Source organism: Actinacidiphila sp. bgisy167 (genome assembly GCF_965342175.1).
Classification (GTDB): Bacteria; Actinomycetota; Actinomycetes; order Streptomycetales; family Streptomycetaceae; genus Actinacidiphila.
On sequence record NZ_CBDRBL010000001.1, the window covers coordinates 131,093 to 156,570 of the forward strand.

Consider the following 25,478-nt stretch of genomic DNA (forward strand, 5'->3'; position numbering starts at 1 on the left):
CGGCCTCGTGTGCGTCGCTCACCGAAGCAGCCCCTTCATCTCGATCGTCGGCAGCGCCTTGAGCGCCGCTTCCTCCGCCTCGCGCGCGGCCTCTTCACGGTTCACGCCGAGCTTGCTGTGCTGGATCTTGTGGTGGAGCTTGAGGATGGCGTCCATCAGCATCTCGGGACGGGGCGGACATCCGGGGAGGTAGATGTCGACCGGCACCACGTGGTCGACGCCCTGCACGATCGCGTAGTTGTTGAACATCCCGCCGCTCGATGCGCAGACCCCCATCGAGATCACCCACTTGGGGTTCGGCATCTGGTCGTAGACCTGGCGCAGGACGGGGGCCATCTTCTGGCTCACCCGGCCGGCCACGATCATCAGGTCCGCCTGGCGCGGGGACCCGCGGAAGACCTCCATGCCGAAACGCGCCAGGTCGTACCGCCCGGCCCCGGTCGTCATCATCTCGATGGCGCAGCACGCGAGACCGAACGTGGCCGGGAAGACCGAGGCCTTCCGGACCCAGCCGGCCGCCGCCTCGACGGAGGTGAGCAGGAACCCGCTCGGCAGCTTCTCTTCAATACCCATGGCTATTCTCCGCCCCTAGTCCCATTCCAGACCGCCGCGGCGCCAGACATAGGCGTATGCGACGAAGACGGTGAGCACGAAGAGGAGCATCTCGACGAGCCCGAAGATCCCGAGGGCGTCGAAGGTGACGGCCCAGGGGTAGAGGAAGACGATCTCGATGTCGAAGACGATGAAGAGCATCGCCGTCAGGTAGTACTTGATCGGGAAACGGCCACCCCCGGCTGGGTGCGGAGTCGGCTCGATGCCGCACTCATACGCCTCCAACTTCGCCCGGTTGTACCGTTTCGGGCCGATGATGGAGGCCATGACCACGGAGAAGATCGCGAAGCCGGCCCCGAGGCCGCCCAGCACGAGGATGGGCGCGTAGGCGTTCACGTCCCCGCTCCTTCCAGTCGACGGTGACTGATGACGGACCGTGTCCGGACGTGCGCCCCACGCCACCGGGTTCCCCTCCATGTGAGGCAGTTCACAAGCCCGGACTGCCCGCATCCTATGCCTCCTGGTCTGTGATCTGCGACACGGGGTTCGCTTCGGCTTTTGTGATCTCTGCCACCAGTCGAACGATCATGAACAGGGATGAGCGGTGATCTTCTCACTCAGGCATCTCAAACGATCACCAGAAGTCACATTTACCTGCATTTCCGCTGGTGAAAAGGGGTGCAGCACTATCAGGCCGTGCCGTTCCAAGGCAAATTCGAGATGGACCGCAGGACGTGATAGCCGCTCGCCACCCGTGCGGGTGAGCCATGAAAACCCGCGCTGACGACGTCCGGAGGCACGTGAACGCGAGCACGAGGATTTGCAGTTGAATGTCCCGATCATCCCGAATTAAGAAGATCAAAAAGGGGACAATACCACTGCTCCTGAGCCAACTGTGGCGCATCACACTTTTGTTGAACGGAACCGACCTGGCCTGATACCCAAGTCCTCATGTCCCTTCAGACCTCGCATATACGCCGCCGGCGACGCGACGCGCAGAGCCCCAACTGGGTGCGCCGCGCTGGAGTCGCCGGCGGCGTCATCGGAACGCTCGCCCTGACCGGAATGTCCGCTCCGGCGAACGCGGAGCCTTCGGCCGCCGACCCGGCGACCACGGGGAGCATCCCCGTCATCCCCGCCCTCTCCACCACCGCCACCGCCGCGGAGGCCGCCGACGCCCTCGACGAGACCGTCGTCGAGCAGCAGCTGGACGCGGCCCGCGAGCAGGCGCGCACCGAGGCCATGAAGGCCGCCCAGAAGAAGAAGGCCGCCGCCGACGCGCGGTCGCGCGCCGAGGCCAAGGCCAAGGCCAAGGCCGCCGAGGCGCGCGAGACCGCCGCCGTGTCCCGCTCCGTCGGGCGCACCGTGCTGGCCGCCTCTTCCTCCTCCAGCCACGCGACGGGCAGCGTCGCCTCCGTCATCGGCTTCCTGAAGGCCCAGGTCGGCAAGCCGTACGTCTACGGCGCCACGGGCCCCAGCGCGTACGACTGCTCCGGCCTCACCCAGGCCGCCTTCCGCACCATCGGCGTCGAGCTGCCGCGCACCTCGCAGGCGCAGTCGACCTTCGGCACCCCCGTGTCCGTGAGCGCGGTCCAGCCGGGCGACCTCGTCTTCTGGGGCGGCGTCGGCTCCGCCTACCACGTGGCCGTCTACATCGGCGGCGGGCAGTACCTGGACGCGGCGAACCCGAGCAAGGGCGTCGTCATCCAGCAGATGTCCGGCTACATGCCGACGTCCGCCGTCCGCGTGCTCTGATCGCGGGCCCCGTCCCCACGAAGCCGCCGGCCCACTGACTGTGGGCCGGCGGCTTCCTGCGTCCGTCCTGTGCGCTCCTCCGCCGCCGCGAGGGGGGACGGCCGCGAGGGGGAACCGCCGCACCGCGCCCCGCGCCGTGCGGAGGACGGACGGGTCCGGCCCCGCCGCAAGGAGAGCCACCGCACGGGGCCGGACGGCCTGGGTCCCCCGGGAGTGGCTCCCGGGCCGGAGCCAGGCTCCACCGCGGCGGGGAACCGGGCTCCGGCCGCTGGGGTCATCGGCGGTGGCAGTCCCGGCCCCCGCTGTGCCAGACCTTGACCCAGTGACCGGGGGTGCGGACCCACTTGACGCGGCCGTGGCTGGAGACCGGCACCAGACGTCCGGGACGGTACTCCAGCTTCCAGGAGCCCAGGCCGACCGAGCACTGCCCCCGCCGGTCGCCACGGCGGTCGTCACCGCGCCGGTCGTCGCCCCGCCGGTCGTCGCCCCGCCGGTCGTCGCCCCGCCGGTCGTCACGGCGGTCGTCACTACGGCGGTCGTCGCCGCGGCTGTCGCCCGGGCGCTGGTCCGCGGCGGCCGCGGCGACCAGGACCTGGGTTATGCGCGTGCTCATGTCTGCACCCTTTCGTTGATCACGAATCCCCGAGCAGTGATCAAAAGTATGAGCACATTGCCTCAAATCCCGCATTTCGGGCGCGAGCTGACTCCCTGGCAGGCGCTGCTGACATCGATGTCAACGACATCGATGTCAGAGGATCGGCGATCCGGCCCCTCGCCACCCCGTCCTCCGCGTCCGCGCCAACCGCAGGCCCAGACCGGCGAGTCCGCCGCCCCTTCCCGCGAAGCGCACGGCCGCGCGGGCCAACGGAAGCCGCCGTGGGCGCGGTTCCCCGTCGGAGCGGCGCGCGCCCGGTCAGCCGAGGCGGGCGTCGAGCGCCTCGAGGTCGTCGACGAACCACGTGCGGCCGCCGCGGTTGCACTCGCGGACCAGGTCGCGAAAGGCCGTACTCGCCGCCGTGTACGCCGAGACGTCGCCGACGACGGCAAGCCGGACACGGTAGTTGACGAACTTCTGCATGATCTCCCCCGCCAGGCCGCTGCGCAGGGCGAAGAAGCTCTCGTCCAGCCGGGCGACCGGCAGGGCCACCACCTCCGCCTGCAGGTAGGTCGCTCCGATCAGGTCGAGCGCGTCCTGGACGCCGCTGACCCTCGCACCGTCCTCGCCGCAGACGAGGACGGGCACGCCCCGCCGCTCGGTCACCACGTCAGCCACGGCCCGCCTCCGGATCCTCGATGTGCTCCTGCGGCAGCATGTCGTTCTCCCCTCCCAGGACGTCGTCGATGGTGCGCAGGACGTCCGCCGTCGCCGCGGCGCCTCCGAGCACCACGACCTTCAGCCGCGAGCGCTCGTCGTCGTACGCCGTCCGGACCCGGGCCAACTCGTGCGGCTCCCGCGCCATCTGGGCGCCGGCCACGAGCAGGGTGCCCAGGCGGTCGGCGGCGGCCGCGCCGATGCCGTCCACCTCGACGATGGCCGAGACCTCCACCCGGCGCCGTGGGGCGGCTGCCGGCGCACCGGTGAGGGCGTCCAGATCGGCCCGGGCGACGCGGTACTGCTTGCCGATGCGCACGGCCTTCAGCCGTCCGTCGCGGATGTAGCCGCGGACGGTGCGCACATGCAGGCCGAGCCGCTCCGCGACCTGCTCCACGGACAGCCATTCCCTCTCCATAGGCCTGCATCATACCTCTGAAAGGTAAGGATAAGGTCGTTTGCATACCTCCACGTCGGCTGCCCGGCGCGATGGCAGAAAAAAGCCGCGCCGGCCCGTGCAGCACGGACCGGCGCGGCAGGGACCGCGGGGGTTCAGGAGCGCGGCGCCACCTTCGACAGACCGTTGATCACACGGTCCATCGCGTCGCCGCCCGAGGGGTCGGTGAGGTTCGCCAGCAGCTTCAGCGTGAAGCGCATCAGCATCGGATGCGTCAGGCCGCGCTGTGTCGCCAGCTTCATGACCTTCGGGTTGCCGATCAGCTTCACGAAGGCGCGGCCGAGCGTGTAGTAGCCGCCGTAGGTGTCCTTGAGGATCCGGGGGTACGACTGGAGCGCCAGCTCCCGCTGGGCCGCGGTGCCGCGCGCGTGCGCCTGGACGATGACGTCGGCGGCGATCTGGCCGGACTCCATCGCATAGGCGATGCCCTCGCCGTTGAACGGGTTGACGAGACCGCCCGCGTCGCCGACCAGCAGCAGGCCCTTGGTGTAGTGCGGCTGGCGGTTGAAGGCCATAGGGAGCGCCGCGCCGCGGATGGGCCCGGTCATGTTCTCCTCGGTGTAGCCCCAGTCCTCGGGCATCGAGGCGCACCAGGCCTTCAGCACCTCGCGCCAGTCCAGCTCCTTGAAGGCGGAGGAGGTGTTGAGCACGCCCAGGCCCACGTTGGACGTGCCGTCGCCCATGCCGAAGATCCAGCCGTAGCCCGGCAGCAGCCGCGGATCGCCCGGGACCCGCCGGTCCCACAGCTCGAGCCAGGACTCCAGGTAGTCGTCGTCGTGCCGTGGGGAGGTGAAGTACGTGCGCACGGCAACGCCCATCGGGCGGTCCTCGCGGCGGTGCAGGCCCATCTGGAGCGAGAGCCGGGTGGAGTTGCCGTCCGCGGCGACGACCAGCGGCGCGTGGAAGGTGACCGGGGTCTTCTCCTCGCCCAGCTTGGCCTCGACGCCGGTGATGCGGCCGGTGCGCTCGTCGCGGATCGGGGCACCCACGTTGCAGCGCTCGTAGAGCCGGGCGCCCGCCTTCTGCGCCTGGCGGGCGAGGAGTTCGTCGAAGTCCTCGCGCTTGCGCACCAGCCCGTAGTCCGGGAACGAGGCCAGGTCCGGCCAGTCCAGTTGCAGCCGGACGCCGCCGCCGATGATGCGCAGTCCCTTGTTGCGCAACCAGCCGGCCTCTTCGGAGATGTCGATGCCCATCGCGACCAGCTGCTTGGTCGCCCGGGGGGTCAGTCCGTCGCCGCACACCTTCTCGCGCGGGAAGGCGGTCTTCTCCAGCAGCAGGACGTCGAGTCCCGCCTTCGCCAGGTAGTAGGCCGTCGTCGAACCGGCGGGCCCGGCACCTACGACGATCACATCGGCGCTGCGTTCCGAAGCGGCGGTCTCGGTCACGGTGCTCCTCGCTGCTCAGGGGCGGATGCGGGCCTGTCTGCGACCAGCCGGCTGCGGCCGGACCGGACTTCCGTGCAGTCTATGGGGCCGCATCCGTGAGCGGGCGGGCCGCCCCGCCTTCAGCGCACCGCGCGGTGCAGCGCCACGATGCCGCCCGACAGGTTGCGCCAGGCGACCTTCGACCAGCCCGCCTTCTGCAGGCGCCCGGCCAGCGAAGGCTGGTCGGGCCAGGCGCGGATGGACTCGGCCAGGTACACGTACGCGTCGGGGTTGCTGCTGACCGCCCGGGCGACGGGCGGGAGGGCGCGCATCAGGTACTCGGTGTAGACGGTGCGGAACGGCGCCCAGGTGGGGTGGCTGAACTCGCAGATGACGACCCGGCCGCCGGGGCGGGTGACCCGCAGCATCTCGCGCAGCGCGGCGTCGGTGTCGTGGACGTTGCGCAGGGCGAAGGAGATCGTGACGGCGTCGAAGACCGCGTCGGCGAACGGCAGCCGGGTCGCGTCGCCCGCGGTGAGCGGGAGGAAGGGGTTGCGGCGCTTGCCCTCGCGCAGCATGCCCAGGGAGAAGTCGCAGGGCACGACGCGGGCGCCCGCCTCCGCGAAGGGCAGCGAGGAGGTGCCCGTGCCGGCGCCGAGGTCCAGCACGCGCTCGCCGGGACGGACGGCGAGGGCCTGGGCGACGGCCTTGCGCCAGCGGCGGTCCTGGCCGAGCGACAGCACGTCGTTGGTCAGGTCGTAGTTGGCTGCGACGTCGTCGAACATCGCGGCGACTTCGTGCGGCTGCTTGTCCAGGGAGGCTCGGGTCACGCCCCCATTGTTCACCCGGCAGCCCCGCGCCCCGCGCAGGGGCCCCGGGCAGGGCGCGGCCGGGCGGGCGGCGGACGCCCGGCTCCGGGGACCAGCGCGGCAACGGGCCGCAGGGCAGCCCGCGATGAGGGTCGACGCGGGTCCGGCCCGTACCGGGCAGCTCGCCCGGGCCCCGGACGCGCCCCGAGGGCGTCAGGCCCGACGGCGTCAGGCCCGGCGGTGGAGGAGGCGACCGGCGACGACGGTGGCGAGGCAGCGGCCCTGCTCTTCGAAGACAGCGAAATCCGCCCGGGCGCCCGGCTCCAGGGCCGGGGCCCGGCGCGCGGGCAGCAGCCCGTAGCGGTCCAGGGTCGAGCGCAGCGCCGGATCGGCCGGGGCGCCGGCCACGGCGGTGACGCCGCGCAGCAGCAGGGCGTGCACGCGTTCGCGCGGGGTGGGCGCCGGCGGCAGCTCGCCCTCGTGGGTCAGGCCGGGGCGCAGCACGCCCGGCCAGGTCCGCACACGGGCGCCCGGATGGGCCGCCCGCAACTCCTCGAACGGGCCGACGGCGGCCAGGATGCCGCCGTCGACCAGCACGGCCGTGCCGTCGGCCCCGGAGTGGATCGTCACCATCGGGCGGCTCAGGAGGTGCTGAGCAGCTTCAGCTCCGGGTGCGCCGTGCCGCCCTCGATGGCGGTCGACGACAGGTGGGAGACGACGTGGTCGTCGACCGGGTCGTTCGCCGGGTCGTCGTGGACGACGAGGTGCTCGTAGGTGGTCGCGCGCTGGGCCGGGACGCGGCCGGCGGCGCGGATCAGGTGGATCAGCTCCATGCGGTTGGAGCGGTGCCTGGCGCCGGCCGAGGAGACCACGTTCTCCTCCAGCATCACCGAGCCGAGGTCGTCGGCCCCGTAGTGCAGCGAGAGCTGGCCGACCTCCTTGCCGGTGGTGAGCCAGGAGCCCTGGATGTGGGCGACGTTGTCCAGGAAGATCCGCGCGATGGCGATCATGCGCAGGTACTCGAAGAGCGTGGCCTGGGTCCGGCCCTTCAGGTGGTTGTTCTCGGGCTGGTAGGTGTAGGGGATGAACGCGCGGAAACCGCCCGTGCGGTCCTGGACGTCGCGGATCATCCTCAGGTGCTCGATGCGCTCGGCGTTGGTCTCGCCGGTGCCCATCAGCATGGTGGAGGTCGACTCCACGCCGAGCCCGTGCGCAGTCTCCATGATCTCCAGCCAGCGCTCGCCGCTCTCCTTCAGCGGGGCGATCGCCTTCCGAGGCCGCTCCGGCAGCAGTTCGGCGCCGGCGCCCGCGAAGGAGTCCAGGCCCGCGGCGTGGATGCGGCTGATGGCCTCCTCCACGGACACCTTGGAGATCCGGGCCATGTGCTCGACCTCGGAGGCGCCGAGGGAGTGGATGACCAGCTGCGGGAAGGCCTGCTTGATGGCGCTGAAGTGCTTCTCGTAGTACTCGACGCCGTAGTCGGGGTGGTGGCCGCCCTGGAACATGATCTGAGTGCCGCCGAGTTCGACGGTCTCCGCGCAGCGGCGCAGGATGTCATCGAGGTCCCGGGTCCAGCCCTTGGCGGTGTCCTTGGGCGCGGCGTAGAAGGCGCAGAACTTGCACGCCGTCACGCAGACGTTGGTGTAGTTGATGTTGCGCTCGATGATGTACGTCGCGATGTGCTCGGTACCCGCGTAGCGGCGGCGGCGCACGGCGTCGGCGGCCGCGCCGAGGGCGTGCAGGGGCGCGGAGCGGTAGAGGTCGAGCGCCTCCTCGGGGGTGATGCGGCCACCGCCGGCGGCACGGTCGAGGACGGACTGCAGGTCGGCGTTCTCGCTCACCGGGCATCCCTTCCGAGGGTTGTGACGGACCCGCTCAGCCTACGCCAGGCGATCAGCCGCCCTGCTTCCTGAGGTCCCCTTCCGGTCGGCCGGCCAGGGGGTCGCCCGAGCGGTAGTGCAGCGAGCCGTCCGCGGTGAGGGTGAACCGCTCGTCGGACGAACCGTCGGAGCAGATCCCGGGGTGCGGGTTGGCGGCGCCGCTGGTGTCGAGCACGATGCTCTTCTCCGTGGCCTCGACGAGCTTCCAGTCGCCGCTGCAGTCGTAGGTCTCGCCGAGCAGGTCCAGCACGCTCCTGTCGCGGCCGACGACCGCCCCGACCCTGCCCTCGCGCAGGGTGATCTGCATCGTCCCCGGCACTCCGCCGGTGGTGACGGTGTCGCCCTTCCAGGTGCCGGCGAAGGACTTCGGGAGTGCGTCCAGGCGCGCTGCGGAGGCCGGCGGCGAGGACGGCGGCGGGGCCGGCGACGTGGGCGAGGACGCCGCCGTCCTGCCCCGGCCCGCGCTTGCCGACGGGGTGGGCTCGCCGCCCCTGGCCTGGTTCGCGCCGTCGAGGAGCCCCGGCAGCACGAGGGACAGGGCCACGGCGGCCGCCGCCGCGATCCCCGCCCCCGCCAGCACGGCGGCGCGTCCGCGCCGGCGGCCCGCCGCGGGGGCGGGCGGCGGCGTCGCGGGGAACGGCGGTGCGTCCTGGGGCCCGGTCGGCCCGGGCGGCGGGCCGAACGCCCCGTACGAGGGGTGCCCGCCGTACGACCCGTACGCGCCGTGACCCGCGCCCGATCCCCCGGCGGTCTGACCGGCGGTCGCGCCGGCGGGACCGGGGGCCGGACCCGGCGGTCCCGGGTGCGGGGAGGGTTCGAGGTCGAGCAGTTCGACGGCCTGCCGCCCCAGCCGCTCCGTCAGCGGGGGCGGCAGCCAGCCGGCCCGCACCAGCGAGGCGGCGTCGCCACCGGGCGCCAGGAGTTCGGTGAGCCGGCGGGGCGTCGGTCGCTTGGCGGGGTCCTTGGCCAGGCAGGACCGTGTCAGCGAACGCAACTCGTCCGGCACCGCGCCGAGTTCCGGCTCCTCGTGGGCGACCTTGTAGAGCAGGACGGCCGCGCTGTCCCCGGAGAAGGGGCCGCTGCCGGTCGCGGCGAAGGCCAGCACCGCGCCGAGGGCGAAGACGTCGGCGGCCGGACCGGTGGGCCCGCCGGTGACCTGCTCGGGCGCCATGTAGCCGGGTGAGCCGACGACCGCGCCCTTGCTGGTCAGGGCGGCCGTGGCGTCCATGGCACGGGCGATGCCGAAGTCGATCAGCACGGGACCGTCCAGCGAGAGCAGCACATTGGACGGCTTGATGTCGCGGTGCACCAGCCCGCGTCCGTGGACGGCCTCCAGCGCCTCGGCCAGTCCCGCGCCCAGCGCGCGCAGTCCCCGCGGCGGCAGCGGCCCGAAGGCCGGGACGGCCTCGGACAGCGCGGGGCCGGCGACATAACGGGTGGCCACCCATGGCACCGGCGAGTCGGTGTCCGCGTCCAGCACCGGCGCGCTCCACGCGCCGTCGACCCGGCGCGCCGCGTCGACCTCGCGCTGGAACCGGGTGCGGAACTCCGGGTCGTCCGCGAGCTCCGAGCGCACCACCTTCACCGCCACCGTCCGGCCGCCGGGGCTGCGCCCCAGGTAGACCCGGCCCATCCCGCCGGCGCCCAGCCGGCCGAGCAGGCGGTAAGGACCGATCGCCGGAGGGTCGTTCGCTTGCAGGGGCTGCATCTGCGCGCCTCTCGCCGGTGCGGAAGGTCAGGGGAGTCGTACCCCTGGCCGCCGTGCTCACGCCATCCGCCGCGGCCGAGTGCTCCGGCGGCAGGCGCCGCCGCGGACGGGGCCGCGCCGATCGTCCCGTTGTCGGGGAAAGGGGCCGGGGCAACGGGGGGCCGGGGCAGCGGGGCCGGCGGCGGGGTGCCGCCGGCCCGTGGGATCAGCCCTCGGCGCCCAGCAGTTCGACGCGCGCCTGCTCGGGGAAGCCCACCCGGCGGGCGAACTCGGCGATGCCCGTGAGCTGCTCGGCTCCGAGCGAGAAGTCCAGGGTGGTGAAGTAGCGCTGCAGGGTGCGGGCGTCGAAGGCCTCCCACCGGGCGGCCTGCTCGGCGACCTTCTCCACCTCCTCCATGCTCAGGTCGCGGGAGGAGAGGAAGGCCCGGTGCACCTCGTGCACGACCTCGGGGCGGGACTCCAGGAAGTCGCGGCGGGCGGCCCAGACGGCGAAGACGAAGGGCAGTCCCGTCCACTCCTTCCACATCAGCCCGAGGTCGTGGACCTCCAGGCCGAGCCGCGGCGCGTCGTGCAGCGAGGCGCGCAGCGCCGCGTCCCCGATCAGGACGGCGGCCTCGGCCTCCTGCATCATCAGCGAGAGGTCGGGCGGGCAGGTGTAGTAGTCGGGCTCCACCCCGTACTGCTCGGCGAGCAGCAGCTGGGCCAGCCGGACCGACGTGCGGCTGGTGGAGCCGAGGGCGACCCGGGCGCCGTCCAGCGCGGTCAGGGGGACCTGGCTCACGATCACGCAGGACATCACCGGGCCGTCGCAGCCGACGGCGATGTCCGGGAGCGCGATCAACTCCTCGGCGTGCCGGAGGTACTCCATGAGGGTGATGGGGCCGACGTCGAGGGCCCCGGAGACGAGCTGGGCGCTGAGCTTCTCAGGCGTGTCCTTGGTCAGCTCCAGGTCGAGCAGGGCACCCGTTCGGGCGAGCCCCCAGTAAAGAGGCACGCAGTTCAGGAACTGGATGTGCCCGACGCGGGGCCGGGCCCGGCGCACACCACCGGCGGAGGGAAGAGGCGCAGATGTGTCCACATCAGGAGGCTAGACCCCCGCCTTCGGGATCCTCCGGCGGGTCCCGCGTAGCGCGCCGGAGCCGTCGTGGGCGGGACCCGGCGAGCGCCGAACCGGCCCGTTGCGCGGCACGGGTGAATTCCGATCTTGCACTCTTCCCCGCCGCAGATGCTCCGTGCTACTGTCGTCGCAAGTTGCAGTTTGGTTTCCCTTGCAGTACAGAGCCTGCGGAGCATGTGACCGCGGGCTTTTGTAGTTTTCAGACTTCTTGCAGTGAGCAGGGCAGGTTCTGGAGCAGGGCAACCCTTTGGCCCAAGGAGGGCTTATGGCTACCGGAACCGTCAAGTGGTTCAACGCCGAAAAGGGCTTCGGCTTCATCGCCCAGGACGGCGGCGGCCCCGATGTCTTCGTCCACTACTCCGCGATCAACGCCTCCGGCTTCCGTTCGCTGGAGGAGAACCAGCAGGTGACCTTCGACGTCACGCAGGGTCCGAAGGGCCCGCAGGCGGAGAACGTCACCCCCGCCTGATCGCGGACCGACGAGCAGTAACCGACGAGTAGTACCCAAGGAGCCCCGCACCCCGTGCGGGGCTCCTGCCTTTCCGGCCGCTCCCGGCCTCTGCCGGCCTCCTCCGGCGCCTCTTCGGGGGCCGGGGGCCAACGCGCGTCCTCGCCTTCTGGCTTCGCCTTCGAGCGCGTGAGCGCGTGTGGGCCGCGGCGGTCCGTCGCACCCCGGCCGGCCGGTGGGCGCGGACGAGACGTAGGGGCCCCGCACCGTGCGCACCCCGTGCGCCGTCGCCGCCCCCGTACGTCCCCTCCGCGGAGCGGTGATGCCCTGGCCGCCGTGCCTACAGGGCCGGGAGGTCCGTCTCGGCGGCGGCCGCGACGGACAGCAGATCGGCCTCCCGGTGCCGCCGCGCCACAAGGTGCAGCCCCACGGGTTCCCCGCGCGCGGTCCGTCCCGCGGGAAGGCTGATCGCGGGATGGCCGCTGATGTTGAAGGCCCAGGTCAGCGCGACGCTCATGGTGTCACCGGGGCCCTGGTGCCCATGGGGCGGGTTCGGAGTGGTCGGGGTCGCGATCAGGTCGACGACGGCGAACACCCGGGCGAGTTCGCGTTCCAGCTCTGCCTTGCGCCCTGCCGCGCCGTCCGGACCCCCGCCGCCGTGCCCGCGCAGCGCCGCCCAGCACGGGGCCGGATCGGGCAACCGGACGGCGAGATCGTCGAAGATGAGGGCCCCCGTACGGATGAGGGCGTCGAGTCGTGACCGGGCCACGGCGCCGATCCGGTCGACGGTGTCGGCGAAACCGAGCGTCGCCGACCACGTCACGCGCAGGGGACGCTCGGGGGGAGCAGGCCGGGGCTGTGTCCCGGGGCCGGTGAGGGCGTCCAGATAGAGGGCGGCGTCGGCGGCGGTGCGGGCGAGGGGCCCGGCGATGTTCAGTCCGGCCCTGTCCCGGGCAGGCACCAGTCCGTTGGTGGGCTTCAGCCCGATCACCGAGCACCAGGCGGCAGGGATGCGGACGGACCCCGCGCCGTCGCTGCCGGTGGCCAGCGGCACCAGACGGGCGGCCACCGCGGCGGCCGAGCCGGCCGAGGACCCGCCCGGGCTCCAGCGGGGGTCGTGCGGATTGAGCGTGGGGCCGCGGTCGGTGGCTCCCCAGGTCCGCCAGCCGGTGCCGCGCCCCGGGGTGGACGTCGCTCCCACCGGGACGCAGCCCGCCCTCGCCAGACGGCGGGTCTGGAAGGCGGTGACGGACTCGGTGGCCTTGACCGCGAGGGGCACGCCGGCCAGCGGCAGCCACTCGCCCGCGCGAACGCGGCGGTCGATCTCGGCGGCCCGCGCCGCGGCCGCCTCCGGCCAGACCTCGGTGTAGGCCCGCAGCGTGTCGTGGCGGGCGACGCGGTCCAGCGCCTCCGCGACGGCCTCCCGTGCCGGCAGGGCGCCCGACCGGACCGCGGCGGCGATCTCGTACGCGGTCATGCGGGCCGTGGAGCCGGGAGCCGCTCGAGGGGTCCAGGGCGGGGTGGTCACCGGGGTGGTCCCTTCCGCCGCGTCCGGTCCGGCGGGCGGGCGGCGCGACCGGCGCCCGCCCGGGGTGGGTCAGCCGTTCTGCGCCGCCGCGCGGGAGGCGTCGTCCGCCTCGTCCTCCTGGGCGGCGCTGGCGGCGAGGTTCGCCTTGGTCCGCTCCACGCGCGAGGCGACCTGTACGGAGGCCTGCTCGCGCACCCCGCGCAGCACGACGAAGCTGAGCGGCGCGCTGACCACGAGCGCGAGCAGCATCACCCACAGGAGGTTGGAGTCGCCGAGGCCGGCGGGCAGCACACGGACGTAGACCAGGCCCCAGATCACCAGGAAGCAGGCCGCGAAGAGACCGAGACGCATCAGGGAGTAGCGCAGCATGGGGCTCGGCTTCCAGCTCACGGTCGTTGCCACTTCCTTCGTTTCGCTCGCCGGCCCGCGGGTCGTACCGGACACACCTCCATCAGTGAAGCACGGGCCTGCTGCGGTCAGGTCAGCGGGAGCCACATCGTGATGTCGTCGCGGTCGTCACCCGGGGCGACGCGTATCGCCGCCGGGACGCGCCCGACCTCCTTGTAGCCGGCCGAGGCGTAGAAGCGCTCCAGCCCCATGCCGCCGCGGCAGGTGAGCTTCAGCCCCTCCAGACCGAGGTCGCGGCCCGTCCGCTCCGCCGCCCGCATCAGCTCCGCGCCGTGGCCGCGGCCCTGCAGGGAGGGGTCGATCATCACGGTGTACAGCCAGGCCCAGTGCCGCATCAGGCGGTGGGTGTTGAAGGTGAGGAACGCCGTGGCGGCGAGCCGGTCGCCGGCGAACCCGGCGACCATGTGCGCCCTGCCCTCGGACAGCGCCGCGCAGCGCCGTTCGGCTTCGGGGGCGACGTCGCCCCGGCCCACGGGCGCGACGAAGCCGACGGCGCCGCCCGCGTTGGTGACGTCGGTCCACAGGGAGACGAGCTGGTCCCGCAGACCGGGGGTGAGCTCGGGGTCGAGGGTGAAGCGCAGTGCCATGCGCACACCCTAGGCACCCGGGCTGACGTGGCATGACGGGCGTCCGGCCGCGGCGGGACGCCGGGGTGAAGGCGAGGCTTCGGCGCCGGGATGGCGACGGGGCGCGCCGTCATGTGACGGCGCGCCTCCGCTGCCCGCACGAGCCGGCACCCGGTCGCGCGGCAGGTCTCACACCCGCATCGGCTGCGGAGACTCGCGGCGGGCCGCGTCGGGCCCCGGGTACTCGCGGATGATCTCGTACCGGGTGTTGCGCTCGACCGGACGGAAGCCCGCGTCCCGGATGAGCTCCAGCAGGTCGTCGCGGGTGAGCTTGTTGGGCGTCCCGTAGTTGTCGGCATCGTGCGTGATCTTGTACTCGACGACCGAGCCGTCCATGTCGTCCGCGCCGTGCTGCAGCGCGAGCTGGGCGGTCTGCACGCCGTGCATGACCCAGAAGACCTTCACGTGCGGCACGTTGTCGAACAGCAGCCGGGAGACCGCGAAGGTCTTCAGCGCCTCGGCGCCGGTGGCCATCGTGGTCCGCGCCTGCAGGGTGTTGCGGACCTTGCCGTCCTTCAGGTCGACGAAGTCGTGCTGGTAGCGCAGCGGGATGAAGACCTGGAAGCCGCCGGTCTCGTCCTGCAGCTCACGCAGCCTCAGCACGTGGTCCACCCGGTGCCGGGGCTCCTCGATGTGCCCGTACAGCATGGTGCACGGGGTCTTGAGGCCCTTCTCGTGCGCCAGGCGGTGGATGCGCGACCAGTCCTCCCAGTGGGTGCGGTGGTCGACGATGTGCTGCCGCACCTCCCAGTCGAAGATCTCGGCGCCGCCGCCGGTCAGCGACTCGAGGCCGGCCTCGATGAGCTCGTCCAGGATCTCGCTCGCGCTCATCCCGGAGATCGTCTCGAAGTGGTGGATCTCGGTGGCGGTGAAGGCCTTCAGCGAGACGTTCGGCAGCGCCTCCTTGAGCGCCTTCAGCGAGCGCGGGTAGTAGCGCCACGGCAGCGTCGGGTGCAGGCCGTTGACGATGTGGAGCTCGGTGAGGTTCTCCCCCTCCATCTCCTTCGCCAGCCGGACGGCCTCCTCGATGCGCATCGTGTACGCGTCCTTCTCCCCGGGCTTGCGCTGGAAGGAGCAGTACGCGCAGGAGGCGGTGCACACATTGGTCATGTTGAGGTGGCGGTTGACGTTGAAGTGGACGACGTCGCCGTTCTTCCGCGTCCGCACGTGGTGGGCGAGGCCGCCCAGCCAGGCCAGGTCGTCCGACTCGTAGAGGGCGATGCCGTCCTCGCGGGTCAGCCGCTCACCCGCGTAGACCTTCGCCTCCAGCTCGCGCTTGAGTCCCGCGTCCATCGCCTGCCTCGCCTTCACCATCCGGATCGTCCGTCCGACCTTACGCCTAGACGTTCTCCGGGAGTTCCCCGACCCGGTTCTCCCACTTCGTCGAGAGCACGATCGTGGTACGGGTGCGCGCGACGCCCTTGGTTCCGGACAGCCGGCGGATGGTGTGCTCCAGGGCGTCCACGTCGGGGACGCGCACCTTGAGCATGTACGAGTCGTCGCCGGCGATGAACCAGCAGTCCTCGATCTCGTTCAGGTCGCGCAGCCGGGTCGCCACGTCCTCGTGGTCGGCGGCGTCGCTGAGCTGCAGGCCGACCAGCGCGGTGACCCCGAGACCGAGGGCCGCCGGACGGATGGTGGCGCGGTAGCCGGTGATCACGCCGGCCTGCTCCAGCCGGTTGATCCGGTCGGTGACGCTCGGTCCGGACAGGCCCACCAGCCGGCCCAGCTCGGCGTACGAGGCCCGGCCGTTCTCACGGAGGGCCTGGATGAGCTGCCTGTCCACCGCGTCCATCAGACTGGACCCCTTCATTCACGCCGCAACTGCGCTGTCAGGACAAGAATCTAAGGCATTCACGCGGATGTGCCCTGCGCATCCGTCGCGGCCGCCCCGTCCGCCCCGGCCCCGGCGGCGCCCAGCTCGCCCTCCCAGCGGCGGTACAGCGTGTGCGGCACGTGGACGGCGTCCAGCACCCGCCCCGCGACGAAGTCGACCAGGTCCTGGATGTCCCGCGCCCCCGCGTAGAAGGCCGGCGAGGCCGGCAGCACCACGGCGCCGGCCTCGTCCAGCGCCACCAGGTGCCGCAGCGTCTGTCCGCCCAGCGGCGTCTCCCGTACGGCGACCACCAGCGGGCGGCGCTCCTTCAGCGTGACGCTCGCCACCCGCTGCAGCAGGTCCTTGGAGAGCCCGAGGGCGACGCCCGCCACGCAGGCCGTGCTCGCCGGGACGATCAGCATGCCCTTGACCGGGTAGGAGCCGGAGCTCGGGCCGGCCGCGAGGTCCCCGGCGGGCCAGTACCGCACCCGGGACAGATCCGTCTCGAACCGGTCCGGCGTGCCGTCCGCGCCGCGGGCCAGCCAGCGGGCCAGGTCCTCGCGCCAGTGCGCGTCCCGGAAGGGCCCCCCGGTCTCGTCCAGGACGGTGAGCCGGGCGGCCCGGCTGACCACCAGGTCCACCGCCTCCCCGGCCTGCAGCAGCGCCCGCAGCACCGCCGCCGCGTACGGCGTCCCGGAGGCCCCGGAGACCCCGACCACCCAGGGTGTCCCGCGCTCGCTGTCGTCCATGCGGGCGAGCCTATCCGGCCGCCCGTACAACCTTCCGGCCTCCTCACGGGTCCTCCAACCGTTCCCGCACCGATCGAGGAGAACACCATCGACACCATGCGCAAGGGCATCGCCGCCGTCGGCTGCGCCGCCTTCATCGCCACCGCCGCCACCGCGTGCGGCACCGCCGAGAACCTGAGCGCCGGCGCCGAGGTCCAGCAGGCGCTGGACCGGCTCGGCCAGCAGAAGGCCGTCACGGTGTCCGTGGGCCTGAACGGCAGCGAGCAGCAGATATGGTCCGCGCTGAAGGACTCGGACGGGTTCTCCCGGGAGAACGCCGCGATGCTGGCCGATCTCGACGTGTCCTTCTCCGCGAGCGCCGCCGAACCGCTGAAGGACGCCAAGGCGGGCAGCTCCTCGCTGGCGCTGCGCATCTCGCTCGGCAAGGACAAGGACCTGCTGGAGATCCGCGGTCTGGCGGGCGGGAAGACCTACCTGCGGTTCGACCTGCGGCGGTTCATGTCGCTCGCCGGCGATCTCGGCACCGGGAAGAGCAAGGGCGACATGGCGGAGGTCCAGCGGTTCCTGGACGCCGCCGACGACCTGCCCTCCTCCTACACCTCGGTCAAGGACGCGCTCGGCGGCAAGTGGGTCTCCGTCGACCTCGAGGCCTTCGAGGAGTTCGCCAAGACCATGGGCGAGGACGGGCCCGCCGGCTCTCCGCTCCCGGACGCCTCGGCGCTGGACGCGAAGACGCAGAAGCTGATCACCAAGGCGCTCCGCGAGGCCGTGGAGCACAACGCGAAGTTCGCCGACGCCGGCAGCAAGGACGGCGTCGACCACATCAAGGTGACCCTGTCCGCGGGGAAGACGGCCGCCGCGTTCGCCAAGGCCCTGGAGCCCCTGGCGGCCCGGTTGCCGGACGGGGGCTCGCCCGCCGATCTGAAGGACGTGCCCGACAAGAACGTCAGCGTGGACGTCGCCATCAAGGACGGCACGCTCTCGGGGATCAGCCTGGACCTCGACCAGTTCGACACGAAGGGCGAGATCCACGGCGCGCTGCCGCTGACCGTCGGCTTCGCCCCCGACGCGGTACCCGTCACCGCCCCGGCCGGGGCCACCGCGCTGAACCCCCAGGACATCATGGGCGCCATGATGCAGTTCATGATGGGTGAAACGGACGCGTAGGCCCGGGAACCGCCACGAAGCCCGGTCTCGTTGTCTACCGTGAGGGGAGCCCGACCGGCCGGGCGGGCGGCGGACCACCACGAGGGGGGCCTGTGGCGTACGAACCCATCGCCGGACGTGGCGCCGGCGGCGCCCGCCGGGGCGTCCGAGGCGACGCGGCCCCGCTCCCGGGTCCGGGTCCGGGAGAACGGGCGAAGACGGCCGCGGCGGTCATGTTCCTCTGGGTGGGCCTGCTCTGGCTGATCGAGTGCGTCGACGTGATGACCCATCACGCGCTCGACACCTTCGGCATCGTGCCCCGTCAGATCGGCGAGCTGCGCGACGTGGTCCCGGCCGCGTTCGTCCACTTCGGCTTCGACCACGTCGCCGCCAACAGCCTGCCCCTGCTGGTGCTGGGCTTCCTCGCGGCGCTGCGCGGCACCGGCCGCCTGCTGAGCGTGGTCTTCGTCATCGTCATGACGAGCGGCGGCGGGGTGTGGCTGGTGGCACCGGCGCACACCAACACCGCCGGCGCCTCCGGCATCGTCTTCGGCCTGTTCGCCTACCTGCTGGTGCGCGGCTTCGTCGACCGGCGCCTCATCGACATCGCGGTGGGCCTGATCGTCGCGGTGGCGTACGGCTCGATCCTGTGGGGAGTCCTGCCCACCGCCCAGGGGGTCTCCTGGCAGGGCCACCTCTTCGGGCTCATCGGCGGCGTCGTGGGCGCCTTCCTCTTCCGGGACCGGCCCGCCGACGGGTCGCTCAGATGACGCCGTAGGATTCCCGGAACAACGCGACGGGGGGGGCTTCCGATGACCGATTTCAGCAAGCACGAGGATGTACCACCGCAGGGTGCGGCACCGACCGCGCCACCGGGGCAGGGGCAGGAGCCGGACGGCCCCGCCATGTCTCCGCCGGCCTCGCCGTACCCGCCGCCGCCCGCTCCGGTGCCGAACACCGTGCCGCCGTACGGCTACGGCTACGCCCACGGGCCGGTGCCCTTCCCGCCCCCGCCGCCGCGGCCGCCCACCACGCCCGCGATGTGGGCCCACCTCGGCGCGCTGCTCACCCTGGTGGCGGGGAGCAGCGTGTGCTGCCTCGGCTGGGCGCTGGCGTGGGTGGCCCCGCTGGTCATCCGCTCCAACCAGCACAACAAGCACGACCCCTTCGTCCGGCACCACACCGCCCAGGCGATCAACTACGGCATCACCACGGCCATCGTGGGCGTGTTCGTCCTCGCCGGCTACGGGGGCGGCATCGCGGGCATGGCCATGTCGGCGGGCGAGGACCCGCTCTGGCTGCCCCTCACGGGCTTCGGCGTGATGGCCCTGGCCGGGCTGCACATGCTGGTCGGACTGATCTTCTGCATCGTCGGCAGCACCAAGGCCAACAGCGGCCAGTGGTGGACCTACCCGAAGTTCTTCGCCCTGCCGTTCCTGCGCGGCTGACCGGACGGGCCGGACGCGGCCCGCCCGGTCGCCCGCGGACGCGCCCGGCCCGGGCCGCGGCGTCAGACGCCCAGCCCGCGCACCACCAGGTCCAGCAGCGCACAGACGAACAACGCCACGCCGATGAAGCCGTTGACCGTGAAGAACGCCCGGTTGAGCCTGCTGAGGTCGCCGGGCTTCACGATGCTGTGCTCGTAGACGAAGGCGCCGCCCACGATCAGCATGCCGACCCACCAGAAGGCCCCGGCGCCGACCGCCAGTCCGTACCAGACGAGCAGCACCGTGGTCACCGCGTGGCTCGCCCGCGCCCCGTACAGCGCGCCGTCGACGCCGAAGCGGGCCGGGACCGAGCGCACCCCGTGGGCGCGGTCCGCGGCGACGTCCTGGCACGCGAAGATCAGGTCGAAGCCGCCGATCCACACGCCCACCGCGAGACCGAGGATGACGGCGTCCCACGACCAGGAGCCGGTGACCGCCAGCCAGGCGCCAACCGGGCCCATGGCCTGGGCGAGGCCGAGGATGGCGTGCGGGTAGTCGGTGAAGCGCTTGCCGTACGGGTACACCACCATCGGCACCACCGCGACCGGCGCCAGCGCCAGGCAGAGCGGGTTCAGCAGCGCGGCGGCGCCCAGGAAGAACGCCACGGCGAACAGCGCACCGGTCCACGCCGAGCGCACGGACACGGCGCCGGTGACCAGTTCGCGTCCTGCGGTGCGCGGGTTGCGGGCGTCGATCTCGCGGTCGATGATCCGGTTGCAGGCCATCGCGAAGGTGCGCAGGCCGACCATCGCGACGGTGATCAGGAAGAGCTGCCACCAGTGGACGGAACGGTCCTGCGCGAACATCGCGCTGAGCGCGGCGATGTAGGCGAACGGCAGGGCGAAGACCGAGTGCTCGATCAACACCAGCCGCAGGAACGCCCGGACCTTGCCGTCCGGCCGCGGCGAGGGCCCGAACAGATCCGGCGTCGCGGATTCGGCGCTCACAGCCCGTACTCCTTCCAGCGGCGGTCGACCGTCGCGGCGGTCTCCGGGTCGGAGAGCACCATCTCGGGCCAGCCGCCGTCGCGGGTGTAGCCCTCCTCGGGCAGCTTGCGGGTCGCGTCGATGCCCGCCTTGCCACCCCAGAACTGCTGGTAGGAGGCGTGGTCGAGGTGGTCCACCGGGCCTTCGACGACCGACAGGTCGCGGGCGTAGTCGGTGTTGCCCAGCGCCCGCCAGGCGACCTCGTGCAGGTCGTGCACGTCGCAGTCGGCGTCGACCACGACGATCAGCTTGGTCAGCGACATCATGTGCGCGCCCCAGATGGCGTGCATGACCTTCTGGGCGTGCTTGGGGTACTTCTTGTCGATCGAGACGATCGCACAGTTGTGGAAGCCGCCGGCCTCCGGCAGGTGGTAGTCCACGATGTCCGGCACGATGACCTTCAGCAGCGGGAGGAAGAACCGCTCGGTGGCCCGGCCCAGCGGACCGTCCTCGGTCGGCGGCCGGCCGACCACGATGGACTGCAGCAGCGGCCTGCTGCGCATCGTCACGCAGTCGATGGTCAGCGCCGGGAAGGGCTCCTGCGGGGTGTAGAAGCCGGTGTGGTCGCCGAACGGCCCCTCGGGCAGCATCCGGCCGGGCTCCAGCCAGCCCTCCAGCACCACCTCGGCCTGGGCGGGCACCTGGAGCGGCACCGTCCTGCAGTCGACCATCTCGACGCGCTTGCCCCCGATGAAGCCCGCGAGCAGGTACTCGTCGATGTCGCCGGGCAGCGGCGCGGTGGAGGCGTACGTCACGGCGGGCGGGCAGCCGAACGCGATGGCCACCGGCAGCCGTTCGCCGCGCCGCTGGGCCGCCTGGTAGTGGTTGCGGCTGTCCTTGTGGATCTGCCAGTGCATCCCGATGGTGCGGCGGTCGTGCCGCTGCAGCCGGTACAGGCCCAGGTTGCGGACGCCGGTCTCGGGGTCCTTGGTGTGCGTCAAGCCGAGGTTGAAGAAGGAGCCGCCGTCCCCGGGCCAGGTGAACAGCGCGGGCAGCGCGTCGAGGTCGACGTCCTCGCCGGTGAGCACGACCTCCTGGACAGGCGCGTCCTTCACCTTCTTCGGCGGCACGTGCGTCATCCCTGCGAGCTTGCCGAAGGCCTCGCGCACACCGACGAAGCCCTGCGGCAGTTCCGGCTTGAGCAGCCCGCCGATGCGGTCGCCGATGTCGGCGTAGGACTTCAGGCCCAGTGCCTTCAGCAGCCGGCGGTCGGTACCGTACACGTTCATCGCCAGGGGCATCGAGGAGCCCTTGACGTTCTCGAACAGCAGCGCCGGACCGCCCGCCTTGTTGACGCGGTCGACGATCTCACCGACCTCCAGGTACGGGTCGACCTCTGCCTTGACGCGCTTGAGGTCCCCCTCCTTCTCCAGGGCCCTCAGCAGCGAGCGAAGATCGTCGTAAGCCATGCGGTCCAGTATCCGGCACGCACTACCCTGGACCCGTCACCGGGGCCCTGCCGCGCCCCGCCGCCGCTGCCTGGGGGGCACCTCCGCGATGATTCGGTACATCCCGTTCCTGCTGGTGCTGGCGTTGTGGATCTACGCCTTCATCGACTGCCTCAACACGCCCGAGGAGCAGGTCCGCGGACTGCCCAAGGTGGTGTGGGTCCTGATCATCCTGTTCTTCGGGGAAGTGCTGATCGGCCCCATCGCCTGGCTGGTGGCCGGCAAGCACCGCACGGCCCCGGCGGGCGGGAGCACGCCCGCGGAATGGCACCGCAACCACCGCACGCAGTGGGTCGCGCCGGACGACAACCCGGAGTTCCTTCACTCGCTGCGCGAGGAGAACAAGAAGGACGAGCAGCTGCTCAAGAGCTGGGAGGCCGATCTGCGGCGCCGCGAGGAGGAGCTGCGGCAGCGCGAGAGCGGCTCCGGCGACGGCCAGGACAACCTGCCGCGCGGCTGATCCTGCGGCACACTGCCGTCATGGACGACGCGCGGACAATGCTGGCGACGGCCGTCGCCGAGGCCCGGGCCGGGCTCGCGGAGGGCGGCATCCCCGTCGGCGCGGCCCTGTACGGCCCGGACGGCCGCACGGTGCTCGGCCGCGGCCGCAACCGCCGCGTGCAGGACGGCGATCCGTCCCTGCACGCCGAGACGGCGGCCTTCCGCGCGGCCGGGCGGCAGCGCGCCTACCGCGGCACGACCATGGTGACCACGCTGTCGCCGTGCTGGTACTGCAGCGGCCTGGTCCGGCAGTTCGGCATCTCCCGGGTCGTCATCGGCGAGGCCCGCACCTTCCACGGCGGCCACGACTGGCTGGCGGAGCACGGTGTGGAGATCGTCCTGCTGGACGACCCGGAGTGCGTCGCCCTGATGACGGACTTCGTCGCCGCCCGTCCGGACCTGTGGAACGAGGACATCGGCGCGTGACGCCCGCCGTCGCCCCGCGGCCCGGGCATCCGGTTCCGCCACCGCGGAGCCGGATGCCCGGCGCGGAGGTCAGATGCCCGCGTAGGAGTGCTTGCCGGTGATGAAGATGTTCACGCCGTAGTAGTTGAACAGGAAGCACGCGAAGGCGAGCAGCGCCAGGTAGGCGGCCTTGCGGCCCTTCCAGCCGGCGGTGGCGCGGGCGTGCAGGTAGGCCGCGTAGACCACCCAGGTGATGAAGGACCAGGTCTCCTTGGGGTCCCAGCCCCAGTAGCGGCCCCAGGCGGCCTCGGCCCAGATCGCGCCGGCGATGATCGTGAACGTCCACAGCGGGAAGACCATGGCGTTCACGCGGTACGCGAACTTGTCCAGGCTCGCGGCCGAGGGCAGGCGGTACATGATGTTCGCCCAGGCTCCCTCGGCCTTGCCCGCGGCGGTCAGGGCCGTCTCGTAGCGGTCCCTGAAGAGGTACAGCAGCGTCGCGACCGCGCCCAGGTAGAACACCGCACCGGAGATGATCGCGCAGGAGACGTGGATCCACAGCCAGTAGGAGTGCAGGGCCGGGACCAGCTGGTCGCTGTCGGTGTAGAGGACGGAGACGGCGAGACCGAGGTCGAGCAGGACGGTCGTGGTGAGGAAGAGCCCGATCCAGCGGACCTTCTTGCCGAGCGCGAGCAGCACGACGTACGCCGTGACCGCGCTGGCGCCGAAGGTCGTCGAGAACTCGTACATGTTGCCCCAGGGGGCACGCTGCACCGAGACGGCCCGCGCCACGACACCGCCCACATGCAGCGCCCAGGCCAGCACGGTGAGGGAGATCGCGATGCGGCCGTAGAGGTCGCCCTGCTCGGTGCCGCCGGCCGCGCCGGGGCCGTCGGCGAAGCCGCGGTCGCTGGCGGAGGCCCGGGTGACGACCTTGGGGCGGGTCAGGGTGGCGGTGCCGCCGCCCGCCTGCCGCACGGTCACGGTGACCTCCGGCGCGGCGGCGGCGGGGGTGAGCGCGGCGGAGGTCCTGGCGACCTTGCTGCGGCTGCCGAAGACCCACTCCGCGATGTACGCGAGGAAGGCGAGCGTGTAGACCGCCATCGCCGAGTAGATCAGGTAGTTGCTGATGTGGGCGACGTTCTCGTTGACCGCGGCAGCGATGGTCACGCGCGCGCTCCTTCGTCATGGGGCAGGGGTTCTTCTGAGGCTTCGTCGGCCGCTCGAGGAGCCGCTGGGGACTCCGCTTGCGGGTCCTGCTCGGGCAGCGGCGGGGCCGTGGCCGTGAGGTCGGCGGCGAGCGCGCCGAGTTCGTCGGCGATCCGCGCCGACTCGCTGCGGCCGAGTCCGGCCAGCTCGACCACCGTGTCGCCGTCCTCGCCGCGCAGCGCGCGCACCCACACCCGGCGGCGCTGGATGAACAGCGAGCCCGCCAGCCCGGCGATCGCGGCGACGGCGCTGGCCAGCGCCCAGCCGTTGCCGACCTGGTGGGAGACCTGGAAGGTGGCCCAGGTCTTGACGCCGTCGAAGGTGAGGGATCCGTCACCGCCGGGCAGCGTGAGGGAGTCGCCCGGCCGCAGCATGTCGTTGAGGATCCCGCCGTCGGCGTCCTTGTACTGCTTCATCTTCTTGGTGTCGAGCTGGTACACGTTCTGCGGCAGGCCGGCGTCCACCCCGAGGTCGCCGTGGTAGGCGGTCAGCACCAGCACCGGGTAGTCCAGGGCCGGGAAGGTCGAGTGCGGGCCCCGCTGCGCGTCCAGCGCGAAGGTGGGGGTGAACAGGCCCTGGAAGGCGTACTGGGTCTTCTTCCCGGCATGGTCGCGGACGTCCATCGCCTTGATGACACCGGGCGAGGTCTGGTTGCCGTCCTGCGGCAGGAACGGGACGGGGCCCTGGAAGACGACGTTGCCCTGGCCGTCCTTGACGGTGACCACGGGCGCGTAGCCGTGGCCGATCAGGTAGACCTTGGAGCTGCCCACCTCCAGCGGCTTGTTGACCTCGATCGTGGACTTCGTCCGCTTGCCGCCCGGGCTCGTCCAGTAGTGGATGTTGGCGCGGAAGGTGCGCGGGGTGCCCTTCTGCGGGCCGCTGCGCGCGTACGAGGCGGTGAAGCCGTCCAGCTCGAAGCCGAAGGTGTCCAGGTCGTCGGCGCTGTAGAAGGTGCCCGGCTTGAAGTCGTCGTACTGGGTGAGCGTGTTGTTGAAGCCGTCGCCCTCGACGATCAGCTTGCCGCCCTCCGCCTTGAACAGTCCGCCCGCCGCGAAGGAGATCAGCAGGCCGAACAGGGCGATGTGGAAGACCAGGTTGCCGGCCTCGCGCAGGAAGCCCTTCTCCGAGGCGACCGCCGGGCCGGCGACCCGGGTGCGGAAGCGGCGGCCGCGCAGCGCGCGCTCGGCGGCGGCGAGCACCGCCTCCGGGGCGGCCTCGGTGCGCCAGGTCGCGTGGGCCGGGAGCCGGGTGAGGTGGCGCGGGGCGGCCGGGGGCTTGGCGCGCAGCTGGCCGACGAACTGCCAGCTGCGCGGGATGATGCAGCCGGCGAGCGAGACGAACAGCAGGATGTAGATCGCCGAGAACCACACCGAGCTGTAGACGTTGAACAGCCCGAGCTTCTCGTAGAACGGGGCCAGCGTGGTGTGGGCGGCCTTGAAGTCCTGCGCCTTGATCTCGTCGACGGCGGTCTGCGGCACCAGCGAACCGGGGACGGCGGCCAGCGACAGCAGGAAGAGGAGGATCAGCGCCACCCGCATCGAGGTGAGCTGGCGCCAGGTCCAGCGCACCCAGCCCCAGATCTCGCGGCCGGTCCAGGCGAGCGCGCCGGCCGGGCCCGGAGCGCGGACTCCGCCGAAGGAGCCGGGAACGGCCTGGCCGAGGTCCTCGACGGGAGCGGTCGACAGCTGTGCGCCGGCCGCGCCGAGGTCGGCACCGGTGTCCGCGGCCTGGCCGGGAGCGGTCCCCGCGGTGTCTTTGGAGGTCATG

The 25,478-nt window shown here is 72.1% G+C and carries 28 protein-coding genes; 7 read left to right on the top strand and 21 right to left on the bottom strand.

The window, feature by feature from the left end; translation table 11 throughout:
* Positions 1-18: 18 nt before the first annotated feature.
* Together ACRWND_RS00695 and ACRWND_RS00700 are read right to left on the bottom strand one after the other, a co-directional pair.
* On the bottom strand, positions 19-573 hold the full coding sequence (locus ACRWND_RS00695; RefSeq protein ID WP_392611405.1) for a NuoB/complex I 20 kDa subunit family protein: 555 nt from the start codon (positions 571-573) through the stop codon (positions 19-21).
* Positions 574-588: 15 nt separating this feature from the next.
* Positions 589-948 (bottom strand): NADH-quinone oxidoreductase subunit A, encoded by a 360-nt coding sequence (locus tag ACRWND_RS00700; protein ID WP_431944615.1) that lies wholly within the window; start codon positions 946-948, stop codon positions 589-591.
* Between the two features lie 555 nt (positions 949-1,503).
* Between ACRWND_RS00700 and ACRWND_RS00705 the strand changes: the two genes are divergently transcribed.
* Complete coding sequence (locus tag ACRWND_RS00705; RefSeq protein WP_431944617.1) at positions 1,504-2,307, top strand: C40 family peptidase; 804 nt, start codon at positions 1,504-1,506, stop codon at positions 2,305-2,307.
* 274 nt (positions 2,308-2,581) lie between these two features.
* Here the strand turns inward: ACRWND_RS00705 and ACRWND_RS00710 are convergent, their stop codons facing one another.
* The 9 genes from ACRWND_RS00710 to ACRWND_RS00750 form a co-directional block, all read right to left on the bottom strand.
* The gene (locus ACRWND_RS00710) at positions 2,582-2,920 is read right to left on the bottom strand and encodes a hypothetical protein (protein ID WP_431944619.1); all 339 of its coding nucleotides are present in this window, start codon (positions 2,918-2,920) and stop codon (positions 2,582-2,584) included.
* Positions 2,921-3,220: 300 nt separating this feature from the next.
* Positions 3,221-3,580 carry a DUF4180 domain-containing protein gene (locus tag ACRWND_RS00715; protein ID WP_431944621.1) on the bottom strand — a complete coding sequence of 120 codons (360 nt, stop codon included), beginning with the start codon at positions 3,578-3,580 and terminating at the stop codon, positions 3,221-3,223.
* Complete coding sequence (locus tag ACRWND_RS00720; RefSeq protein ID WP_431944623.1) at positions 3,573-4,037, bottom strand: helix-turn-helix domain-containing protein; 465 nt, start codon at positions 4,035-4,037, stop codon at positions 3,573-3,575. The genes ACRWND_RS00715 and ACRWND_RS00720 overlap by 8 nt, the downstream gene beginning before the upstream one ends.
* Before the next feature lie 134 nt (positions 4,038-4,171).
* Positions 4,172-5,461, bottom strand: a complete 1,290-nt coding sequence (locus ACRWND_RS00725; RefSeq protein WP_431944625.1) for a geranylgeranyl reductase family protein — start codon at positions 5,459-5,461, stop codon at positions 4,172-4,174.
* Between the two features lie 119 nt (positions 5,462-5,580).
* Positions 5,581-6,270: a demethylmenaquinone methyltransferase gene (locus ACRWND_RS00730; RefSeq protein ID WP_431944627.1), complete on the bottom strand. Its 690-nt coding sequence runs from the start codon at positions 6,268-6,270 to the stop codon at positions 5,581-5,583.
* A 207-nt stretch (positions 6,271-6,477) separates the two neighbouring features.
* Positions 6,478-6,882, bottom strand: a complete 405-nt coding sequence (locus ACRWND_RS00735; protein ID WP_431944629.1) for an imidazolonepropionase-like domain-containing protein — start codon at positions 6,880-6,882, stop codon at positions 6,478-6,480.
* Between the two features lie 8 nt (positions 6,883-6,890).
* Positions 6,891-8,090 carry a cyclic dehypoxanthinyl futalosine synthase gene (gene mqnC / locus ACRWND_RS00740; protein WP_431944631.1) on the bottom strand — a complete coding sequence of 400 codons (1,200 nt, stop codon included), beginning with the start codon at positions 8,088-8,090 and terminating at the stop codon, positions 6,891-6,893.
* A gap of 52 nt (positions 8,091-8,142) precedes the next feature.
* A complete protein-coding gene (locus tag ACRWND_RS00745; RefSeq protein ID WP_431944633.1) occupies positions 8,143-9,837 on the bottom strand; it encodes a protein kinase domain-containing protein in 1,695 nt (564 codons plus the stop codon).
* Positions 9,838-10,042: 205 nt separating this feature from the next.
* Positions 10,043-10,915: a menaquinone biosynthetic enzyme MqnA/MqnD family protein gene (locus ACRWND_RS00750; RefSeq protein WP_431944635.1), complete on the bottom strand. Its 873-nt coding sequence runs from the start codon at positions 10,913-10,915 to the stop codon at positions 10,043-10,045.
* A 304-nt stretch (positions 10,916-11,219) separates the two neighbouring features.
* Between ACRWND_RS00750 and ACRWND_RS00755 the strand changes: the two genes are divergently transcribed.
* Positions 11,220-11,423, top strand: coding sequence for a cold-shock protein (locus tag ACRWND_RS00755; RefSeq protein ID WP_030667277.1), 204 nt, complete (start codon positions 11,220-11,222; stop codon positions 11,421-11,423).
* A gap of 319 nt (positions 11,424-11,742) precedes the next feature.
* On the opposite strand, the gene ACRWND_RS00760 is transcribed toward ACRWND_RS00755, so the two are convergent.
* The 6 genes from ACRWND_RS00760 to ACRWND_RS00785 form a co-directional block, all read right to left on the bottom strand.
* Positions 11,743-12,930, bottom strand: a complete 1,188-nt coding sequence (locus ACRWND_RS00760; RefSeq protein ID WP_431944637.1) for an amidase family protein — start codon at positions 12,928-12,930, stop codon at positions 11,743-11,745.
* A gap of 69 nt (positions 12,931-12,999) precedes the next feature.
* Positions 13,000-13,299, bottom strand: coding sequence for a DUF4229 domain-containing protein (locus ACRWND_RS00765; protein WP_431944798.1), 300 nt, complete (start codon positions 13,297-13,299; stop codon positions 13,000-13,002).
* Positions 13,300-13,406: 107 nt separating this feature from the next.
* Positions 13,407-13,925, bottom strand: a complete 519-nt coding sequence (locus tag ACRWND_RS00770) for an N-acetyltransferase family protein (RefSeq protein WP_431944639.1) — start codon at positions 13,923-13,925, stop codon at positions 13,407-13,409.
* 168 nt (positions 13,926-14,093) lie between these two features.
* On the bottom strand, positions 14,094-15,257 hold the full coding sequence (gene mqnE / locus ACRWND_RS00775; protein WP_431944800.1) for an aminofutalosine synthase MqnE: 1,164 nt from the start codon (positions 15,255-15,257) through the stop codon (positions 14,094-14,096).
* Between the two features lie 46 nt (positions 15,258-15,303).
* Positions 15,304-15,759: an Lrp/AsnC family transcriptional regulator gene (locus tag ACRWND_RS00780; protein ID WP_431944641.1), complete on the bottom strand. Its 456-nt coding sequence runs from the start codon at positions 15,757-15,759 to the stop codon at positions 15,304-15,306.
* Positions 15,760-15,818: 59 nt separating this feature from the next.
* Entirely contained in the window at positions 15,819-16,529 is a 711-nt protein-coding gene (locus ACRWND_RS00785) for a UbiX family flavin prenyltransferase (protein ID WP_431944643.1), read from the bottom strand.
* 96 nt (positions 16,530-16,625) lie between these two features.
* On the opposite strand from ACRWND_RS00785, the gene ACRWND_RS00790 reads away from it, so the two are divergent.
* The 3 genes from ACRWND_RS00790 (at position 16,626) to ACRWND_RS00800 (ending at position 19,123) form a co-directional block, all read left to right on the top strand.
* On the top strand, positions 16,626-17,696 hold the full coding sequence (locus ACRWND_RS00790) for a hypothetical protein (protein ID WP_431944645.1): 1,071 nt from the start codon (positions 16,626-16,628) through the stop codon (positions 17,694-17,696).
* Positions 17,697-17,908: 212 nt separating this feature from the next.
* Positions 17,909-18,445, top strand: coding sequence for a rhomboid family intramembrane serine protease (locus ACRWND_RS00795; protein WP_431944647.1), 537 nt, complete (start codon positions 17,909-17,911; stop codon positions 18,443-18,445).
* 42 nt (positions 18,446-18,487) lie between these two features.
* Complete coding sequence (locus tag ACRWND_RS00800) at positions 18,488-19,123, top strand: DUF4870 domain-containing protein (protein ID WP_431944649.1); 636 nt, start codon at positions 18,488-18,490, stop codon at positions 19,121-19,123.
* Positions 19,124-19,185: 62 nt separating this feature from the next.
* On the opposite strand, the gene mqnP is transcribed toward ACRWND_RS00800, so the two are convergent.
* A complete protein-coding gene (gene mqnP / locus ACRWND_RS00805; protein WP_431944650.1) occupies positions 19,186-20,109 on the bottom strand; it encodes a menaquinone biosynthesis prenyltransferase MqnP in 924 nt (307 codons plus the stop codon).
* The gene (locus ACRWND_RS00810) at positions 20,106-21,557 is read right to left on the bottom strand and encodes a menaquinone biosynthesis decarboxylase (protein ID WP_431944652.1); all 1,452 of its coding nucleotides are present in this window, start codon (positions 21,555-21,557) and stop codon (positions 20,106-20,108) included. Before ACRWND_RS00810 ends, mqnP begins: the two co-directional genes overlap by 4 nt.
* Before the next feature lie 88 nt (positions 21,558-21,645).
* On the opposite strand from ACRWND_RS00810, the gene ACRWND_RS00815 reads away from it, so the two are divergent.
* Both ACRWND_RS00815 and ACRWND_RS00820 read left to right on the top strand, forming a co-directional pair.
* Complete coding sequence (locus tag ACRWND_RS00815; RefSeq protein WP_431944654.1) at positions 21,646-22,056, top strand: PLD nuclease N-terminal domain-containing protein; 411 nt, start codon at positions 21,646-21,648, stop codon at positions 22,054-22,056.
* Positions 22,057-22,076: 20 nt separating this feature from the next.
* Positions 22,077-22,523 carry a nucleoside deaminase gene (locus ACRWND_RS00820; RefSeq protein WP_431944656.1) on the top strand — a complete coding sequence of 149 codons (447 nt, stop codon included), beginning with the start codon at positions 22,077-22,079 and terminating at the stop codon, positions 22,521-22,523.
* 69 nt (positions 22,524-22,592) lie between these two features.
* Here ACRWND_RS00820 and ccsB read toward each other — a convergent pair whose 3' ends face one another.
* Positions 22,593-23,672 carry a c-type cytochrome biogenesis protein CcsB gene (ccsB, locus tag ACRWND_RS00825; RefSeq protein WP_431944658.1) on the bottom strand — a complete coding sequence of 360 codons (1,080 nt, stop codon included), beginning with the start codon at positions 23,670-23,672 and terminating at the stop codon, positions 22,593-22,595.
* Complete coding sequence (resB, locus tag ACRWND_RS00830; protein ID WP_431944659.1) at positions 23,669-25,477, bottom strand: cytochrome c biogenesis protein ResB; 1,809 nt, start codon at positions 25,475-25,477, stop codon at positions 23,669-23,671. The genes ccsB and resB overlap by 4 nt, the downstream gene beginning before the upstream one ends.
* Position 25,478: the final 1 nt, after the last annotated feature.

Coding starts and splice junctions, on each gene's coding strand:
- ACRWND_RS00695 (WP_392611405.1), bottom strand. CDS start 573: ATGGGTATTGAAGAGAAGCTGCCGAGCGGGTTCCTGCTCACCTCCGTC.
- ACRWND_RS00705 (WP_431944617.1), top strand. CDS start 1,504: ATGTCCCTTCAGACCTCGCATATACGCCGCCGGCGACGCGACGCGCAG.
- ACRWND_RS00710 (WP_431944619.1), bottom strand. CDS start 2,920: ATGAGCACGCGCATAACCCAGGTCCTGGTCGCCGCGGCCGCCGCGGAC.
- ACRWND_RS00720 (WP_431944623.1), bottom strand. CDS start 4,037: ATGGAGAGGGAATGGCTGTCCGTGGAGCAGGTCGCGGAGCGGCTCGGC.
- ACRWND_RS00735 (WP_431944629.1), bottom strand. CDS start 6,882: ATGGTGACGATCCACTCCGGGGCCGACGGCACGGCCGTGCTGGTCGAC.
- ACRWND_RS00745 (WP_431944633.1), bottom strand. CDS start 9,837: ATGCAGCCCCTGCAAGCGAACGACCCTCCGGCGATCGGTCCTTACCGC.
- ACRWND_RS00755 (WP_030667277.1), top strand. CDS start 11,220: ATGGCTACCGGAACCGTCAAGTGGTTCAACGCCGAAAAGGGCTTCGGC.
- ACRWND_RS00765 (WP_431944798.1), bottom strand. CDS start 13,299: ATGCTGCGCTACTCCCTGATGCGTCTCGGTCTCTTCGCGGCCTGCTTC.
- ACRWND_RS00770 (WP_431944639.1), bottom strand. CDS start 13,925: ATGGCACTGCGCTTCACCCTCGACCCCGAGCTCACCCCCGGTCTGCGG.
- mqnE (WP_431944800.1), bottom strand. CDS start 15,257: ATGGACGCGGGACTCAAGCGCGAGCTGGAGGCGAAGGTCTACGCGGGT.
- ACRWND_RS00780 (WP_431944641.1), bottom strand. CDS start 15,759: ATGGACGCGGTGGACAGGCAGCTCATCCAGGCCCTCCGTGAGAACGGC.
- ACRWND_RS00785 (WP_431944643.1), bottom strand. CDS start 16,529: ATGGACGACAGCGAGCGCGGGACACCCTGGGTGGTCGGGGTCTCCGGG.
- ACRWND_RS00790 (WP_431944645.1), top strand. CDS start 16,626: ATGCGCAAGGGCATCGCCGCCGTCGGCTGCGCCGCCTTCATCGCCACC.
- ACRWND_RS00795 (WP_431944647.1), top strand. CDS start 17,909: ATGTTCCTCTGGGTGGGCCTGCTCTGGCTGATCGAGTGCGTCGACGTG.
- ACRWND_RS00800 (WP_431944649.1), top strand. CDS start 18,488: ATGACCGATTTCAGCAAGCACGAGGATGTACCACCGCAGGGTGCGGCA.
- ACRWND_RS00810 (WP_431944652.1), bottom strand. CDS start 21,557: ATGGCTTACGACGATCTTCGCTCGCTGCTGAGGGCCCTGGAGAAGGAG.
- ACRWND_RS00815 (WP_431944654.1), top strand. CDS start 21,646: ATGATTCGGTACATCCCGTTCCTGCTGGTGCTGGCGTTGTGGATCTAC.
- ACRWND_RS00820 (WP_431944656.1), top strand. CDS start 22,077: ATGGACGACGCGCGGACAATGCTGGCGACGGCCGTCGCCGAGGCCCGG.
- resB (WP_431944659.1), bottom strand. CDS start 25,477: ATGACCTCCAAAGACACCGCGGGGACCGCTCCCGGCCAGGCCGCGGAC.